The organism is Gemmobacter sp., assembly GCF_016792925.1.
In the GTDB taxonomy this organism is placed as follows: Bacteria; Pseudomonadota; Alphaproteobacteria; order Rhodobacterales; family Rhodobacteraceae; genus Gemmobacter.
The window spans coordinates 1-15686 of sequence record NZ_JAEULU010000016.1 but is presented as its reverse complement, the minus strand read 5'-3'; the positions used below and the strand labels follow the sequence as shown (position 1 = coordinate 15686).

The 15686-nt window shown below is 65.2% G+C and carries 13 protein-coding genes and 1 other RNA gene; 5 read left to right on the top strand and 9 right to left on the bottom strand.

From position 1 onward, the window contains the following. Positions 1 to 171: 171 nt before the first annotated feature. A complete protein-coding gene (ruvC, locus tag JNN06_RS00975) occupies positions 172 to 690 on the top strand; it encodes a crossover junction endodeoxyribonuclease RuvC (protein WP_291237728.1) in 519 nt (172 codons plus the stop codon). Then, positions 687 to 1367 carry a Holliday junction branch migration protein RuvA gene (ruvA, locus tag JNN06_RS00970; protein WP_291237727.1) on the top strand — a complete coding sequence of 227 codons (681 nt, stop codon included), beginning with the start codon at positions 687 to 689 and terminating at the stop codon, positions 1365 to 1367. Before ruvC ends, ruvA begins: the two co-directional genes overlap by 4 nt. Here ruvA and JNN06_RS00965 read toward each other — a convergent pair whose 3' ends face one another. Together JNN06_RS00965 and JNN06_RS00960 are read right to left on the bottom strand one after the other, a co-directional pair. Further along, positions 1368 to 1829, bottom strand: a complete 462-nt coding sequence (locus JNN06_RS00965; RefSeq protein WP_291237726.1) for a ClpXP protease specificity-enhancing factor SspB — start codon at positions 1827 to 1829, stop codon at positions 1368 to 1370. Between the two features lie 99 nt (positions 1830 to 1928). Beyond that, a complete protein-coding gene (locus tag JNN06_RS00960) occupies positions 1929 to 3167 on the bottom strand; it encodes an aminotransferase class V-fold PLP-dependent enzyme (RefSeq protein WP_291237740.1) in 1239 nt (412 codons plus the stop codon). A 230-nt stretch (positions 3168 to 3397) separates the two neighbouring features. On the opposite strand from JNN06_RS00960, the gene JNN06_RS00955 reads away from it, so the two are divergent. Next, positions 3398 to 4444 (top strand): extracellular solute-binding protein, encoded by a 1047-nt coding sequence (locus JNN06_RS00955; protein ID WP_291237725.1) that lies wholly within the window; start codon positions 3398 to 3400, stop codon positions 4442 to 4444. A gap of 62 nt (positions 4445 to 4506) precedes the next feature. After that, positions 4507 to 4860: a transfer-messenger RNA gene (ssrA, locus tag JNN06_RS00950) on the top strand. Between the two features lie 9 nt (positions 4861 to 4869). Here the strand turns inward: ssrA and JNN06_RS00945 are convergent. The 3 genes from JNN06_RS00945 to JNN06_RS00935 form a co-directional block, all read right to left on the bottom strand. After that, entirely contained in the window at positions 4870 to 6231 is a 1362-nt protein-coding gene (locus JNN06_RS00945; RefSeq protein ID WP_291237724.1) for a cytochrome P450, read from the bottom strand. Then, positions 6228 to 7466 carry a hypothetical protein gene (locus tag JNN06_RS00940; RefSeq protein WP_291237739.1) on the bottom strand — a complete coding sequence of 413 codons (1239 nt, stop codon included), beginning with the start codon at positions 7464 to 7466 and terminating at the stop codon, positions 6228 to 6230. The genes JNN06_RS00945 and JNN06_RS00940 overlap by 4 nt, the downstream gene beginning before the upstream one ends. Before the next feature lie 80 nt (positions 7467 to 7546). Continuing rightward, the gene (locus JNN06_RS00935) at positions 7547 to 8296 is read right to left on the bottom strand and encodes a cytochrome c biogenesis protein CcdA (RefSeq protein WP_291237723.1); all 750 of its coding nucleotides are present in this window, start codon (positions 8294 to 8296) and stop codon (positions 7547 to 7549) included. Between the two features lie 109 nt (positions 8297 to 8405). On the opposite strand from JNN06_RS00935, the gene JNN06_RS00930 reads away from it, so the two are divergent. Then, the gene (locus JNN06_RS00930; protein WP_291237722.1) at positions 8406 to 8657 is read left to right on the top strand and encodes a sulfurtransferase TusA family protein; all 252 of its coding nucleotides are present in this window, start codon (positions 8406 to 8408) and stop codon (positions 8655 to 8657) included. Positions 8658 to 8707: 50 nt separating this feature from the next. On the opposite strand, the gene JNN06_RS00925 is transcribed toward JNN06_RS00930, so the two are convergent. The 4 genes from JNN06_RS00925 to purQ all read right to left on the bottom strand — a co-directional run. Further along, positions 8708 to 11371 (bottom strand): ribonuclease E/G, encoded by a 2664-nt coding sequence (locus tag JNN06_RS00925; protein ID WP_291237721.1) that lies wholly within the window; start codon positions 11369 to 11371, stop codon positions 8708 to 8710. Positions 11372 to 11954: 583 nt separating this feature from the next. Further along, on the bottom strand, positions 11955 to 13280 hold the full coding sequence (locus JNN06_RS00920) for a sigma-54 dependent transcriptional regulator (RefSeq protein ID WP_291237720.1): 1326 nt from the start codon (positions 13278 to 13280) through the stop codon (positions 11955 to 11957). A gap of 7 nt (positions 13281 to 13287) precedes the next feature. Further along, positions 13288 to 15051, bottom strand: a complete 1764-nt coding sequence (locus JNN06_RS00915; RefSeq protein WP_291237719.1) for an ATP-binding protein — start codon at positions 15049 to 15051, stop codon at positions 13288 to 13290. 48 nt (positions 15052 to 15099) lie between these two features. Beyond that, positions 15100 to 15686 (bottom strand): phosphoribosylformylglycinamidine synthase subunit PurQ (gene purQ / locus JNN06_RS00910; protein ID WP_291237718.1); only part of this gene is annotated, 587 nt, incomplete at its 5' end.

The following is a 15686-nucleotide window of genomic DNA, read 5'->3' as shown; positions in this document are numbered from 1 at the left end:
TTTTCATGATTTCCGGCTTGCTGCACCGCAGCGCGTCGCCATTCGTGCGGCGAATGTCGCTTTCCGTATCTTGTCTTAAAACCGTCACCGGGAATTGCAAGGCCGAATTTGGCCTTGGCCGATGTTCGCGCTTTGTGCTAGCCTTGGGAAAAGAGCAAGGCAGGGGCAGGCATGCGGGTTCTGGGAATCGATCCGGGGTTGCGGAACCTTGGATGGGGGATCATTGATGTGGCCGGGCCGCGCCTGACCCATATTGCCAATGGCATCTGCCATTCCACCCCGACCGGGCAGGAGGGCGATCTGGCGCAGCGGCTTTGCGACCTTTACGCCCAATTGACCGAGGTGTTGCGAACCTATGCCCCCGACACGGCAGCGGTGGAGCATACCTTTGTGAACAAGGATGCCGTTGCCACGCTGAAACTGGGCCAGGCCCGCGGCATCGCCCTGCTGGTTCCGGCGCAATTTGGCCTGACCGTCGGGGAATATGCGCCAAATGCGGTGAAAAAAACGGTTGTCGGGGTCGGACATGCCGCCAAGGTGCAGGTGGATCACATGGTCCGGCTGCATCTGCCGGGGGTCAAGATCTCCGGGCCGGATGCCGCCGATGCACTGGCCATCGCGATTTGCCATGCGCATCACTCTCAATCCAGCGGCCGCTTGCAGGCCGCCTTGCAAAGGGCAGCAGGATGATCGGCAAGATTTCGGGGCGGATCGACTGGCGCGGGCCGGATCATGTGCTGATCGACGTGCGCGGCGTGGGCTATATCGTTTATGTCTCCGACCGCACGCTGGCCGCCCTGCCCGCCGTAGGCGAGGCCTGTGCGCTGTTCACCGAACTGGTGGTGCGCGAGGATCTGCTGCAACTGTTCGGCTTCCCCACCATGCTGGAGAAGGAATGGCACCGGCTGCTGACCACGGTGCAGGGCGTGGGGGCCAAGGCGGCCATGGCCATTCTGGGCACGCTGGGGGCCGAGGGTGCGGCCCGCGCCATCACGCTGGGCGATGCCCGCGCCATCCAGGCCGCCCCCGGCATCGGCCCCAAGATCGCGCAGCGCGTCGTGCTGGAGCTGAAATCCAAGGCGCCGATGGTGATGGCGCAAGGCGCCGCACTGCATGGCGAGGCCGCGCTGGATGAGGTGATCGAGGCCAGCCCCGCCCCCGCCGCCAAACCCGCGCGCAAGGCCCCGGTCAAGCCCGTGCTGGCGCGCGCCGCCTATAGCGCCGATGCGCTTTCAGCCCTGCTGAACCTTGGCTACGGCCAGTCAGACGCCGCGCAGGCGGTGGCGCAGGTCTCGGGCGAGGCGCCAGAGGCCGACACGGCCGAACTGATCCGCCGCGCGCTCAAGCTGTTGATGCCAAAGGGCTGATTACTTGCGGAACTTGTCGAGGCTGACGATCTCGGCTTCGTGCGGCTTGGCGGGGGTGTCATCCTCCGCCTCGTCCTCGGCCTCCTCCTCGTCGTCATCCTCATCCTCGGCATGGGTTTCAAACCGCAGGCCAAATTCGACAGAGGGGTCGACAAAGGTGCGCACCGCATCGAAGGGGATCACCAGCGGCTCCGGGCTGTTGCCGAAGTTCAGCGTGACCGAGAATCCGTCATCCGTCACCGTCAGGTTCTCGAACCAGTGCTGGATCACCACCGTCATTTCCTCGGGGTAGCGCGTGCGCAGCCAATCGGCGATGGCGACATCCGGGTGCGTGGTGTCGAAGGTGATGAAGAAGTGATGCGCCCCCGGCAGCCCGTTCTGCGCCACATCCTCCAGAACCGACTGGATGAGGCCGCGCATGGCGCGATGCATCAGGTTGCCATAATCAATCGTGCGGGCCATGAAGCACCTCTTGCAATTCTCCCTCACCATAAGGTGCCATGCCAGCGATGGAAAGAGGCTTTGCCACCGCCAGCGGCCTGCGGCAAAGCCCCGGCGCCGTCAGTCGGCGAGAACCCGGTCCAGCGCGGTGATCAGCTGCGCGACCTCGGCCTCGGTGGTGTAATGGGTGAAACTCAGCCGCAACACGCCCTTGTCGCGGTCGAGACCCAGAGCCTCCAGCGGGCGCACGGCATAGAAATCGCCGCCCCCCGCCATGATGCCATGCGCCGCCAAGGCCGTGGCAACCGGCAGCGCCGCGCGGTCCAGCGCGACGGCCACGGTCGGCGCCCGGTCTGCCGCCTGGCGCGGGCCGATCAGCCGCAGATCATTGCGCGCCGCCAGATAGTCCAGCAGCGGCTGCACCAGCCTGATCTCCTGCCCGCGCATCAGGTCATGCACCGCATTGTTGCGTTGCAGCGGCGTGGCCTCGGCACCGCCGAAGTGATGCACATACAGCGCATCGACATAATCGGCCATGCCCGCGCAAGCCGCCACCTGCGCATGGTCCGGCCCGCCGGGGGTGAAGCGCTTGAACAGCACCTCCCCGTTGAAGAAATGCGCCTGATTGGGCAGCGCCGCGCCAATCTCGCGCCGCAGAACCATGATGCCCTGATGCGGACCATAGGTCTTGTAGGCCGAAAACAGATAGACATCGGCCCCAAGCGCCGGAATATCCGGGAAGCCATGCGGCGCATAGCTGACGCCATCGACGCAGGTGAATGCCCCCGCCGCCCGCGCCATGGCGCAGATCTCGGCCACCGGGTTGATCTCGGCCACCACGTTGGAGCAATGCGGGAAACAGACCAGCCGCACCTTGCCATCGGCCAGCAGCGGGCGCAGGGCTGCCGGGTCCAGATGGCCGGTCACCGGGTCGATGCGCCATTCGCGCACCTCCACCCCCTCCTCGGCCAGACGGCGCCAGACGCCGGAATTGGCCTCGTGGTCCTGATTGGTCACCACGATGGCGGCATCTTGCCCGCGCAGCCAGACCCGCACCGCATTGGCCAGCACAAAAGTATTGGCGCTGGTGGAGGGGCCGAAAGACAGCTCCTCCGTCGCCACGCCCATCATCGCCGCCAGCCGCTCGCGCGCCTCATCCATCTCGGCCCCGCCCAGGGTGCTGGCCTCATAGGGCGCATAGGGCTGCACCTTGCGCTCGGTGTAAAAGCGCATCAGCCGCTCGATGACCTGACGGCAGGTGTAAGACCCGCCCGCATTCTCGAAGAAAGCCTGCCCTTGCAGCGGCTTGGCCGCGAAAGCCGGGAACTGGCTGCGAACGAAATCCATGTCGAGAGCCATCCGGCCCGCCCGATCCTGCGGCATGTCTGCACCTCCTGTTGCGCGGCGATCCTGCCCGAGGCAGGGTCGGGCCGCAAGCCGCCAGCGCTGCACCGCATCAATTTTGATCAAATGCGCGAAATGGCGCCGCGCCCGGCCAGATTTGGCTTGAGCGACCCTGCCCCCTCGCTTAGCGTCTTGCCATCCGCGGCCGCGACAGACGCGTCCCGCCAGCAAACCGAGGAGACCCCATGACCATCCGCATGACCCTTCTGTCCGGTGCAGCCCTTGCCCTTGCCTTCCCCGCCTATGCCGCAGATGGCGAGCTGACGGTGCTGGACTGGGCCGGCTGGGAAATCGACGGCCTGCTGACCGATTATGTCGCCAAGCATGGCTCCAAACCCACCTATTCCTTCTTTGCCGATGATGACGAGGCGTTCCAGAAGGTTTCCTCGGGCTTCAAGACCGATGTGGCCCACCCTTGCGCCGCCCATGTGGGCCGCTATCGCGAGGCGGACCTGATCGAGCCCTGGGATACCGCGAAAATCCCGGAATTCGGCAATATCGCCCCGCGCATGCTGAACAGCGAAATCTTCAAGGATGACAAGGGCGTCTGGTTCATTCCGACCGATTACGCCTATACCGCCATCGCCTATAACACCAAGGACGTGCCCGAGGCCGATGTGGCCAGCCTCAAGGTGTTCCAGGACCCCAAATATGCGGGCCGCATCTCGCTGCCCGATTCGACCGATGACGTGTGGTCGCTGGCCTTCCTCGCCACCGGCGTCACCTCCTGGGACAATGTGACTGACGAGCAGTTCACCGCCGCCGCCGACTGGCTGCGCGCCGTGCATCCGAATGTGCGCGCCTATTGGTCCGACCCGGCGGAGATGGCGCAGCTGATGGCGACGGGCGAGGTTTTGGTTGCCTGGTCGTGGAACGATGGTGTGGCGACGCTGAAGGGCGAGAATTTCCCCGTCGGCTTCAACCGCAGCCCGGCCGAGGGGGCCGCCACCTGGTTCTGTGGCTATGTGAACCTGAAAGATGGCCCCGGCAAGGAAGACAAGGCCTATGATTTCATCAACTCGCTGTTGGCGCCGACCTCGGCCGTCGCGCTGATGGATGGTCTGGGCTATGCGCTGTCGAATGATGTGGCGATGAAAACCGTGCCGGAGGATGCCCAGAAGGCCGCCTATATCGACCCGGTGACCACCACGCTCTTTGCCCAGACCCCGGTCTCGACCGAGTTCCGCACCAAGATGATCGAGGAATTCGAGGCGATCAAGGCGGGCTTCTGATCCCGCAACGCCGCGAAGGCCGATGGAAGGCCCGGTTTCGACCGGGCCTTTTCCATATCCGCCGCCTTGCACCCCGCCCCCATCGCGCCTATATCTGAGGCGTTCGGGTTCGCCCGGACTATGGCGATAAACGCACCTGTAATAAGCGGATCGGACCCGGGGGCGGTACCCGGCGGCTCCACCAATACTCCCTCGTTGGGGGCGGAGGGGGCCGAAACAGGATCGACGAACGTCTAAAGAGGCCAGCTTTCGCTCGGTGAGGTACCACCGTTATCGGTCCAAAAGTACAGTTGCCAACGACAACCGTGCTCCGGTCGCTCTGGCTGCGTAAGCAGCTCGGGTAACCGAAACTTAAGCCCTTGCGCTTAGCCGCGTAAGGCGGGGTTCGCAGGTACCTGGCAACAGAAACCTGCACTTCCCCCCATTCAGACGCGCGGCTCCAGCCGCAGCCAGATGCCGTTCTTTGCCCGCACCGTCAGATAGGCGACGGGTTCGGGGATGCGGTCGGGCAGCGCCGTCACCCGATAGCTGCGCAAGAGTTGCGCCAGCAGCAGCGGGCCTTCCACCATGGCAAAGCCTGCGCCGGGGCAAACGCGCGGCCCGGCAGAGAACGGAATATAGGCGCAGCGCAGCCCCTGTTTGCCGTTTTCCGTATCAAAGCGGGCGGGGTCGAAGGCGTCGGGCTGATCCCAGAGGCGTTCATGGCGATGCAGATGCCACGGGCTGAGAACCACCTGCGCGCCTGCCGGGGCCGCGCGGTCGCGCAGCGTCACCGGGCAGCGCGTCTCGCGCACCATCATCGGCACCGGCGGATAAAGCCGCAGCGCCTCGCGGAAAACGGCACGGGCGGTTTTCAGACGGCCCAGCTGGCCGAAATCCTGTGCGTCGGTCAGTTCGGCCTGCGCTTCAGCCGCCAGCCGCTCTTGCCATTCGGGATGCGTGGCCAGCAGATACAGCGCCCAGGCCAGCGCCGAGGCCGAAGTCTCGTGCCCGGCAAGGAAGAAAATCGCCACCTGATCCACCATTTCCTCGGTGTCGAAGCGGGCGCCCGTCTCCGGGTCTGGCAGGGTCATGATCTTGCTGGCCAGATCATCCGGTGCCGTGCCTGCGGCAATCGCCTTGGCCCGGGCCGTGGTCAGATCGGTGATCAGGCGCCGGATACGCGCTGCCGTCCGGCGCGTGGCGCGGCTGTGAAAGCGCGGAAACCAGCGCGGCAACGGCAGCAGCGCCCCGAGGTTGAGCACCGGCTGCGCCTGTTGATGGGCGCGGAACTCGTGAAACACCGCCCCCGCCACCTCATTCTCGATCGGGATCGAGAACAGCGTGCGAAAGATCACATCCGCCGCCGCGTGACTGGTTTCAAATTCCATCTCGACGGGCTGCCCGTCCGCTTTTTGCGCCAGCCGCGCCACCATCGCCATGCCCGCCGCCCAGATGGCCGGGAAAGTGTCGCGCAGACGCCCGCCCTCAAAGGCCGGGTCGATGATCCGGCGCTGCCGCTCCCACACTGCGCCATTGGTCACAAAGACCGACTGGCCCAGCAAGGGCCGCAGCCCCTCGGCAATGCGGGTAGATTTCGGAAATTCCGCCGGGCGTTGTTTCAGCACCAGATCCACCAACGCCGGATCGTTGCACATATAGCTGCGGAAAAACGGCGTGCGGAATTCGGCCATCCAAGCGCGATACAGCCGCGCGGGCTGTGCCGACAGAATATCGCGGCGAAACAGCCGGAAATAGCGCCAGAGCGAAACCTTGTCAGGCCGGGGAAGCGGTTTGGGCGGGGTCATGCCACAGTGGTATAGCGGTTCGCGGCCCGGTCAATGCGGCTTTTCGACGAGGCGCGCCCGGCAAAGCGCTGGCCCAGGGTCAAAGGCCCGGCGGTGATGCGGAAATAATCATAATCCCCCTCCCCGCCGGGCAGATTGTCAAAGGCGCAAAGGTATTGAAAATGCAGCCGGAAATAGCGCCGTCGCAGCTTTTCCCAGGTTTCCGGTTTCAGGGTCTTGCTGAAGGCCGCCGAATAGATCAACGGCCAGCGCTGCCCCTCAGGGGCCACGCCACTGACCGCGACAGGATCGCACAGGGCAAAGGCGCAGCCATCGCCCGGCGCGGTCACATCGACCCATGTGATCGCCTCCTGCACGGAAAGGAAGGCCAGATCGGCCCGCAGCCGCCGCGCCTCGGGCAGAAAGCTGACCATCGGCACCACCTGCCCCAGTGTCAAAAGCGAAAGCGCAGGCAACGAGCCGGGCCCGGCCCGCGCGCCCGCGCGCAACAAATCGGCGAAGATCGACACCGCCAGATGCGCCCCGGAGGAATGACCGACCACCAGAACCTCATCATAAGGCCCTTTCAACGCCGCCTCGACCTCCATGCGGAAGGCGGTTATGCGGGCCTCCAGCTCGGGCGGGTTGGCGCCGCGCGCCTGCGCGGAATAGGCATAGTCATGCATCAGATAATACGCGAAGAACTTGCCATCCTTGCGCTTGAACCATCGCAGGATCGCGCCTGCGCAGGCAACCCCCGCCAGAATGCCCATAGTGCGCCCCCAAGGCCCATCCCAGGCCCAGGCGATGCTGCGACTCAGCGCCAATCCGGCCAGAACCGCCACCGCCAGCTGGGCCAGCAGCGCGAAAATCGGGTAGAGCGCGGCGATGATCGGCCCTTTGCGCAAACGCATCAGCCGAAACAGCGCCCCGGAGGCGATATAGGCCCAGGCGGTGCGCAAGAGTTGCAGATAGGTGGCGAGAATCGTTGCCCCCATCGAATCGCGCACGATGTCTGACCAGACCATCACTTCCATATCGGTCTCGACCCGCGCGCCCTCGATCTGCGCGCTGACATGCCAACCATAGGGGCCGGGCACACGTTTTGCTTTCAGATCAAGGCTATAGCCAGAAAGCCTGGCCTGCGCTGCGCCCTCTTTGCGATACAATTCGCGGTAGCGGCGTGGATGAATCGGGTCGTAGCCGGGGATGTAGAACACCCGGCGACGGCGCACGCCTCCCCCCCCTGTCGCCATATCGCGCATCGCCTCTCCCTTTGCACTCGTCACAGACTATCGGGTCAATCGGGCTAAAATAGGGTAAAGACGCGCGCCGGTCAGCCCAAAGTCGCGAGCCAGGGAAACTGGTCGAGCAGGAAGAACGAGAAATCCGACAAGGCCCCGGTCACCAGCGCCAGCCCGACGGCAAGCAGCAGGATGCCCATCAGCCGCTCGATCAGCCGCATATGGCGCTTCAATCGCGTCATCAGGCCCAGGGCGCGTTCGATGAACAGCGCGGCCAGCAGGAAAGGCAGCCCGAGGCCGAAGGCATAGACCGCCAGCAGGATCGTGCCGCGCGCCACATTGCCCTCGCCCGCCGCAAGGCTGAGGATGGCCCCCAGTTGCGGCCCGATACAGGGCGTCCAGCCAAAGGCAAAGGCCAGACCCAGCAGATAGGCGCCAAAGGCGCTGCCGCCATGGTCGCCCGCCTCGATCCGCGCCTCGCGGTTCAACAGCGGAATGCGGAAGATGCCCAGAAAATGCAGGCCCAGAATGATGACGAACACCCCCGAGGCCTTGGCCAGAACCTGCTGATATTGCAGGAACAACACCCCAAGCGCCGAGGCCGCCGCCCCGAGGATGAGGAACACGGTGGAAAGCCCCAGCACGAAGAACAGCGCAGGCAGCAACAGCCGCAGCCGGCCCTGCCCCGCCCGCATCTCGGCCATGGACAAGCCGCTCATATAGGCCAGATAGGGCGGAACGATCGGCAGCACGCAGGGGCTGAGGAAGGAAAGGCCACCCGCCAGAGCGGCCACCAGCATCGAGGGCAGAAGCCCGGCGGTGAAGAAGTCGAATTCCAGCATGCTGTCCCCTTTCCCCCGTGATAGCGCAGGACGGCAGCCGCGTCACCGGGACGTTCTGTCACTTCCCTGTGCGTTCGGGCAAGGCTATCAGGGGCCGGGGGGACAAGCGATGCACCATCATGATGCCGATCTGGATTGCGTGGGCCTGCTGTGCCCCTTGCCGGTCTTGCGGGCGCGCAAGCGCTTGCTGGCACTCGCCCCCGGCACGGTGTTGCGGGTGCGCGCCAGCGATGCCATGGCGGCGGTGGATCTGCCGCATTTTTGTGCGCAGGCCGGGCATGACTATCTGGGCGCGGCCCCCTGCGGTGGGGCGACGGCGCATTTCCTGCGACGCGGACCGGATCGCGCTTTGGACATGTGAAAAAGGCCGGGCGATCTGCCCGGCCTTTTCGGTTCCAAGAGCGGGGCGCCTTAGCGGGCGACCGACCACCAGCCCTTGCGCTTGGGCTTTGCCTCTGCCGCATCGCCATCAGCCGCCTGCACTTCGGCAGCTGCCGGTGCGGGGGCTGCGGCCTCCACCGTATCGACGCTGACAGTCGCGGCTGCGACAGGGGCCGCTTGCGACGCGGCTTCCACCGCGACCGGAGCCGGGGCGGCCTGTTCGGCCAGCGGCGCTTCGGTCGTTTTCTTGGTCCTCGGGCTGCGCGGAGCCTTCGGCTTGCTGGTCGCTGCCTTGGCCTTGGTCTTGGCCGGTGCCTCAGCCTCTGCCGGAGCCTCCGCCGCAGCCTCGGCAGGCGCCTCGACCTCAGCCAGTTTTTCCGCAGCCTTGGCCTTGGATTTCGATTGCGAGCTGCGGGTGCGGGTCGATTTCGGCTTGGCGGCCGGCGCCTCGGCGGCCACTTCAGGCGCCGGAGCCTCGGTCACAACAGCCACCACGACCGCCTCTGCCGGAGCAGCCTCGCCCGCCTCGGCCCCGGCCTCTTCGGTGCCAGCCTCGTCGGCATCGCCCTGCTCTTCGGCATCGGCCTCGTCAGCGGCCTCATCCGAGCCTGCCTCCTTGCCCTTGCCCCCGCGACGGCGCGGACGACGGCGGCGCTTTTTCTTGCTGCCATTGCCCTCGGCGGCCTCGCCCTGCGGCGCCTCGGCCTCGGCCTCGTCTTCCTCCTCCGCCACTTCGGCAGCGGCGGCCTCTTCCTCCAGCGCGGCGTCGATCAGCGCATCCTCATCATCCGCAGGCGCGCCCATGAAGGCAGCGGAACCAGAAATCGCAAGGCTTTCAGGCACTTGGCGGATCGCGGTCTTGAACTTCTCGATGCTGTAATCGGGCGACACCAGATGCGGGTCGGCCTCCATGCGCACGGCCATGCCATAGCGCGCCTCGATCAGGGCGATATGCTCGCGCTTGTTGTTGATCAGATAGTTGATCACTGCAACCGGGGCCTTCAGCAGCACCTCCTTGGAGCGCTTGCGCGTGCCCTCTTCCTCCAGCGCGCGCAGGATGGTCAGCGCGAGGCTGTCATCCGAGCGGATCAGGCCGGTGCCATGGCAATGCGGGCAGGGCTGCGTGGTGGATTCCAGCATGCCCGGCCGCAGCCGCTGCCGCGACATCTCCATCAGGCCAAAGCCCGAGATGCGACCCACCTGAATGCGGGCGCGGTCGGTTTTCAGCTTTTCTTTCAGGCGCTTCTCGACGGCGGCGTTGTTGCGGCGCTCCTCCATGTCGATGAAGTCGATGACGATCAGCCCGGCCAGATCGCGCAGACGCAGCTGGCGCGCCACCTCGTCGGCAGCCTCCAGGTTGGTCTTCAGCGCGGTATCCTCGATCGAGCCTTCCTTGGTGGCCCGGCCCGAGTTCACGTCAATCGCCACCAGCGCCTCGGTGACGCCGATCACGATATAGCCGCCCGATTTCAGCTGCACCGTGGGATTGAACATCCCCGCCAGATAGCTTTCCACCTGGAAGCGCGCAAACAGCGGCATATCGCCCTGATAGCGCTGCACGACGCGCGATTGCGCCGGCATGATCATGCGCATGAAGTCCTTGGCGGTGCGATAGCCCGCCTCGCCTTCCACCAGGATTTCCTCGATCTCGCGGTTGTGCAGATCGCGGATGGCGCGCTTGATCAGGTTGCCTTCCTCATAGATCGCGGCGGGGGCGATGGATTTCAGCGTGAGTTCACGCACCTCCTCCCACAGCCGCATGAGGTATTCGTAATCGCGCTGGATTTCCTGCTTGGTGCGCTTGGCACCTGCGGTGCGGATGATGAGGCCCGCGCCTTCCGGCACCTCCATCTCGCCCGCGATTTCCTTCAGCTTCTTGCGGTCGGCGGCCTGGGTGATCTTGCGCGAGATGCCGCCGCCCCGGGCGGTGTTCGGCATCAGCACGCAGTAACGGCCCGCCAGGCTGAGGTAAGTGGTCAACGCGGCGCCCTTGTTGCCCCGCTCTTCCTTCACCACCTGCACCAGCATGATCTGGCGCACCTTGATGACTTCCTGAATTTTGTAGCGACGCGCGCGCGGCTTGCGCGGGGCGCGGATTTCCTCGGCCACGTCTTCCTCGGCGACCGATTCGATCTCGTCATCCACATCGGCGGCGTGATCCAGCCCCACATAGGGCGTCTCGGCCGAGCGGTTGTCGTCAGTGCCCGTGGCCGCGGCCACGTCATCCGAAGCGTCATCCTCAAGGTCGATGACATCCATGCCCGCCACGGCAGCCAGCGGCGCGGCCTCTTCCGAGACGATCACCGCATCCTCGACCTGCGCGGCCTCGGCCTTGGGCGCCTTGGGCTTGCGATTGTCGGGGCGGGACTTGCGAGGACGGTTTTCCTCCTCCTCCTCGGCCCGCGCCAAAGCGCGCTCTTCCTCCAGCAGCGCTTTGCGATCAGCCACCGGGATCTGGTAGTAATCCGGGTGAATCTCGGCAAAGGCGAGGAAGCCGTGGCGATTGCCGCCATAATCCACAAAGGCGGCTTGCAGCGAAGGCTCTACCCGCGTGACTTTCGCGAGATAGATATTCCCCTGCAACTGCCGCTTGTTTACCGTCTCAAAGTCGAATTCCTCGACCTTGTTTCCGTCCACCACCACAACCCGGGTTTCCTCCGGGTGGGTGGCGTCGATGAGCATTTTCTTGGCCATGTTGTTCCATTGCGCCAAGGCCCGGCCTCCCCATGCGGAAAGGCCCCTGCGGTCGCCCGAGGGGCGCATCCGTCTGGGTTCGGTCGAGCGGTTGGCGGCTTGTTCGGGCGAGGCTGCGCGATGCACAAGGGGCGAGGCACCCCATGGGGCCCCCGTCGTTCCTCAAGGTATCTGTCACGCGGCTCATCGCGGTTCGGTGTCCCGGGCGCTTGCGCACCCTGTTGAAGTAACCTGCTCACCCAGAGGCAAGCCGGTATGCAAAAGGCCTTTCGGCCAATGAAATCTGCCGGAAACTGGCGCTTTCGGACCCGTGGCCCGACCCGCACCGCCAGCAGCGAAACTGAAACCGGGGCCTGTGCATGACAGATTTATCCCCGTAGGGTGACAATAAGGGGAGGCCCGCCCAAAACACAATGACAAATTTCGCGTGACAGGCCTGCCCGCGCCACCCGCGCCCAGCCATTCACCTGTTCCAAATATCCTCAGGGGGGAGGCTGCGCAGCAGACGGGGGGCGCGAGCGCCCCCCACCGATCCTTCGCAGAAGGATCGCCTGCCTTCAGGTGCAACCGCCCCGGCAAGCCTTCAGGTGTAATCACCCCGGCTCAGGCCATATTTCGCCATCTTCTCGTTCAACGTCCGGCGTGGCAGGCACAGCTCTTCCATCACCGCGACGATGCTGCCCTTGTGGCGGCGCATGGTATTGTCGATCAGCATGCGCTCGAACGCATCCACATAATCCTTCAACGGCTTGCCCTCGGTGGTCAGCGCCGGACCCGAGGCCTCGTTATCGGCCATCAGCAGCGACGCGATGGAGCCCGAGCCCCGCCGGTTCTGCAACACCGCCCGTTCCGCAATATTCACCAGCTGGCGCACATTGCCCGGCCAGGGCGCCTGCAACAGCTGTGCGGCCTCCTGCGCGGTCAGTGCGGGCGCATCGCAGCCATATTCCTCGGAAAACTGCTCCGACAGCCGGGTGAACAGCGTCAAAATATCCTCGCCCCGCGCCCGCAAGGGCGGCAGCACGATGGTCATCGCCCCCAGGCGATAGAACAGATCGGGGCGCAGCGTGTCTTCCAGCGTCTTGTCGGCGGTATGTTCGTTGCAGATCGCCACGATCCGGGTTTCGGGCGGGGTGCCCTGATCGTTGATCACCGTCAGCAAGCGCGATTGCAGCGCGTGGCTCAGGCTTTCAATATCCTCCAGGCACAGCGTCCCGCCCCGCGCCTCCTCGATCAGCGGCACGCCATCCTCGCTCGGGCCAAACAGCTTGGCCGCCAGCTGATCTTCCGACCAGGCGGCGCAGCTCACCGTCACGAATTTCTTCGCCGCCCGCGGCCCCACCGCATGCAGCGCATGGGCCACCAGCGTCTTGCCGGTGCCGGTTTCGCCGTCGATCAGCACATGGCTGTCGGCCTGCCCGAGGTCCAGAATATCCTCGCGCAGCCGTTCCATCGCCGGGCTGGAGCCGATCAGCTTTTTCATGATCATCGAGCCGTCCGACAGCTCCTTGCGCAGCGCCCGGTTGTCCAGCGTCATGCGGCGGGTCTGGGTCGCGCGTTTGGCCAGCTCGGTCATCCGGTCGGGGTTGAACGGCTTTTCAAGGAAGTCAAACGCCCCCAGCCGCATCGCCTCCACCGCCATCGGCACATCGCCATGGCCGGTGATCATGATCACGGGCAGCGAGCTGTCCATGCCCATCAGCCGCTTGAGGAAGGCCATGCCATCCATCCCCGGCATGCGGATGTCGCTGACCACCGCCCCCGCGAAATCGGCATTGATCACGGCCAAAGCCTCTTCGGCACTGGCATAGGTCTCGGTGTCGAAGCCCGAAAGGGCCAACCATTGGCTGATCGACTGCCGCATATCCGCCTCGTCATCGACGATGGCAACTTTCATGGCACGGGCCATAGGAACCTCATTCTGCTGCCTTGGCTTCGCCGCCCAATATGGGAAGCTGCATTTCAAATACAGCCCCGCCGCCTTCCGCATTCCGCGCGGTCAGCCGGCCGCCAAGGTCGGTGACAATGCCCGAAGAGATCGCAAGGCCAAGCCCCACCCCCTCGCCGGGTTTCTTTGTGGTGTAAAACGGCTCGAACACCTGTTCGAGTTCCTTGATGCCGTGGCCATTGTCGCGCACGGTCAAAGTGGCGGTTTCGCCCGCCGAAAGGATCAGGTCGATCTGCGGCGCGCGGATGTCCTTGCAGGCATCCAGGGCATTGCGCAGCAGGTTGATGATCACCTGCTCCAGCCGCACCTTGTCGGCCATGACCATCACCGGCCCGCGCGGCACGCTGCGGGTGATGCGCACGACGCGGGCCTTCAATTGCGGCTCCATCATCGCCAGCGCATTGGAGACCGAGGCGCGCATATCCACCGGCTCGAAGGCCTCGCCACCCTTGCGGGCATAGGATTTCAGCTGCCGGGTGATCGCGCCCATCCGGTCGATCAGATCGTCGATGCGCTGGAAGGAAGACAGCGCCTCCTCCGGGCGTTTGCGTTGCAACAAAAGCCGCGCCCCCGCCAGATAGGTTTTCATCGCGGCAAGCGGCTGGTTCAGCTCATGGCTGACCGCCGCCGACATCTCGCCCAAAGCGGCGAGTTTCGACGATTGCGCCAGCGTCAGCTCCGCCACTTCAAGGTTCTTCTGCACCTTCTCGCGCTCGGCGATCTCACGTTGCAACCGGGCGTTCAGCATCCGCAGCTCGGCGCTTTCGCGTTGCAGGCTGACCGATTGCGACCAGGCCCGGCGCGACAGCATGTAGAAGGTCACCGCCAACAGGATGGCAAAGCCCATGATCTCCAGCGCCAGCACGCCATTCACCCGCTCGCGCACCGAATCATAGGCGGTGAAGGTGATCATCCGCCAGCCGCGAAAGGCCACCCGGGTTTCGGTCTTCATCACCGCCTCGCCCGAGACATAGGCATCGGGCGGCGCCTGCGCCCAGTCGGCCGCACCTTGCAGCGCCCGGCGGATGGCCGAGGGCGCATCGCGCGCCTGCAAGGCCTCGTCCAGCGCCAGCCCGCGCCAGCGCGGCTCGGTCGCCAGCAGCACCTTGCCCTCGCTGTCGGTGACCAGCACCGCGTCTTGCAGCCCTGCCCAAGCGCGTTCGTATTTCACCAGATCGACGGCCACGACGATCACGCCCACCACCTGATTTTCCACCCGCAAGGCGCGGGAATAGGTGAAGTCAAAGCCAAAGGCCTGCCGGGGCGCGACCGAGAAAATCGTGTCATTCACCCGCTGCGCTTCCACGAATTGCGGTGTGGCGCGGAAATTCTCGCCGATCTGGTGGCGGTTCGTCGCCCCCACCACCCGGCCCTCGCGGTCCAGCAGCAGGATCGAGGCGGCGCCGATTTCCTGCTGAAACGAGATCAGCCGCGCCGAGGTGGAGGAATATTCCTTGCGCTCCAGCGCCCCGATCAGCTCGGGGTCGCGCGCCAGCAGCAAGGGCACCACCGAGTTGCGCTGCAATTCAGAGATCATATTGCCGGAATAGAGCGTCAGCCGCAGCTCGGCCCGGTTGCGCGTCACCTCGGTGAACCGCTCGGAGAGCCAGCGATTGGTGCCCAGCACCACCGCAACCCCCAGCACGACCAGCAAGGCCACCACCAGCTTCACGCGCCAGGTGATGCCCGGCTCGTCCGGTTCGGTGTCAGAAAGGGGTGCGGGTTCCGCCATGGCCGCAGTTTAGGCTGCCCTTGGGGGCAGCCTCAAGGGGCGAAAGCCTCAGGCCAGCGCCATCTTGCCGATCAGGCCCGCAAACAGCCCCACCCCATCGGCGCCGCCATGGGCGGCATCCACCACCCGCTCGGGATGCGGCATCATGCCCAGAACGCGGCGGTTCTCCGACAGGACGCCTGCAATATCGCCCATCGAGCCATTGGGATTGGCGGCATAGCGGAAGGCCACGCGATCATCGCCTTGCAGACGCGCCAGCGTCTCGGCGTCGACGGTGTAATTGCCATCGTGATGCGCCACCGGCACGGCGATGCGCTGGCCCTTCTGATAGCCCGAGGTGTAATCCGAGGCGGTCGTCGCCACCTCCAGCTCCACCACCTTGCAGATGAACTTGAGCCCCGCATTGCGCATCAAGGCCCCCGGCAACAGGCGCATTTCGGTCAGCACCTGAAAGCCGTTGCAGATGCCCAGCACATAACCGCCACGATCGGCATGGGCCTTCACCGCCGCCGCGATCGGCGATTGCGCCGCAATGGCCCCGCAGCGCAGGTAATCGCCAAACGAGAAGCCACCGGGCACGCCCACAACATCCACGCCCGCAGGCAATGCGCTGTCCTTGTGCCAGACCCGCACGA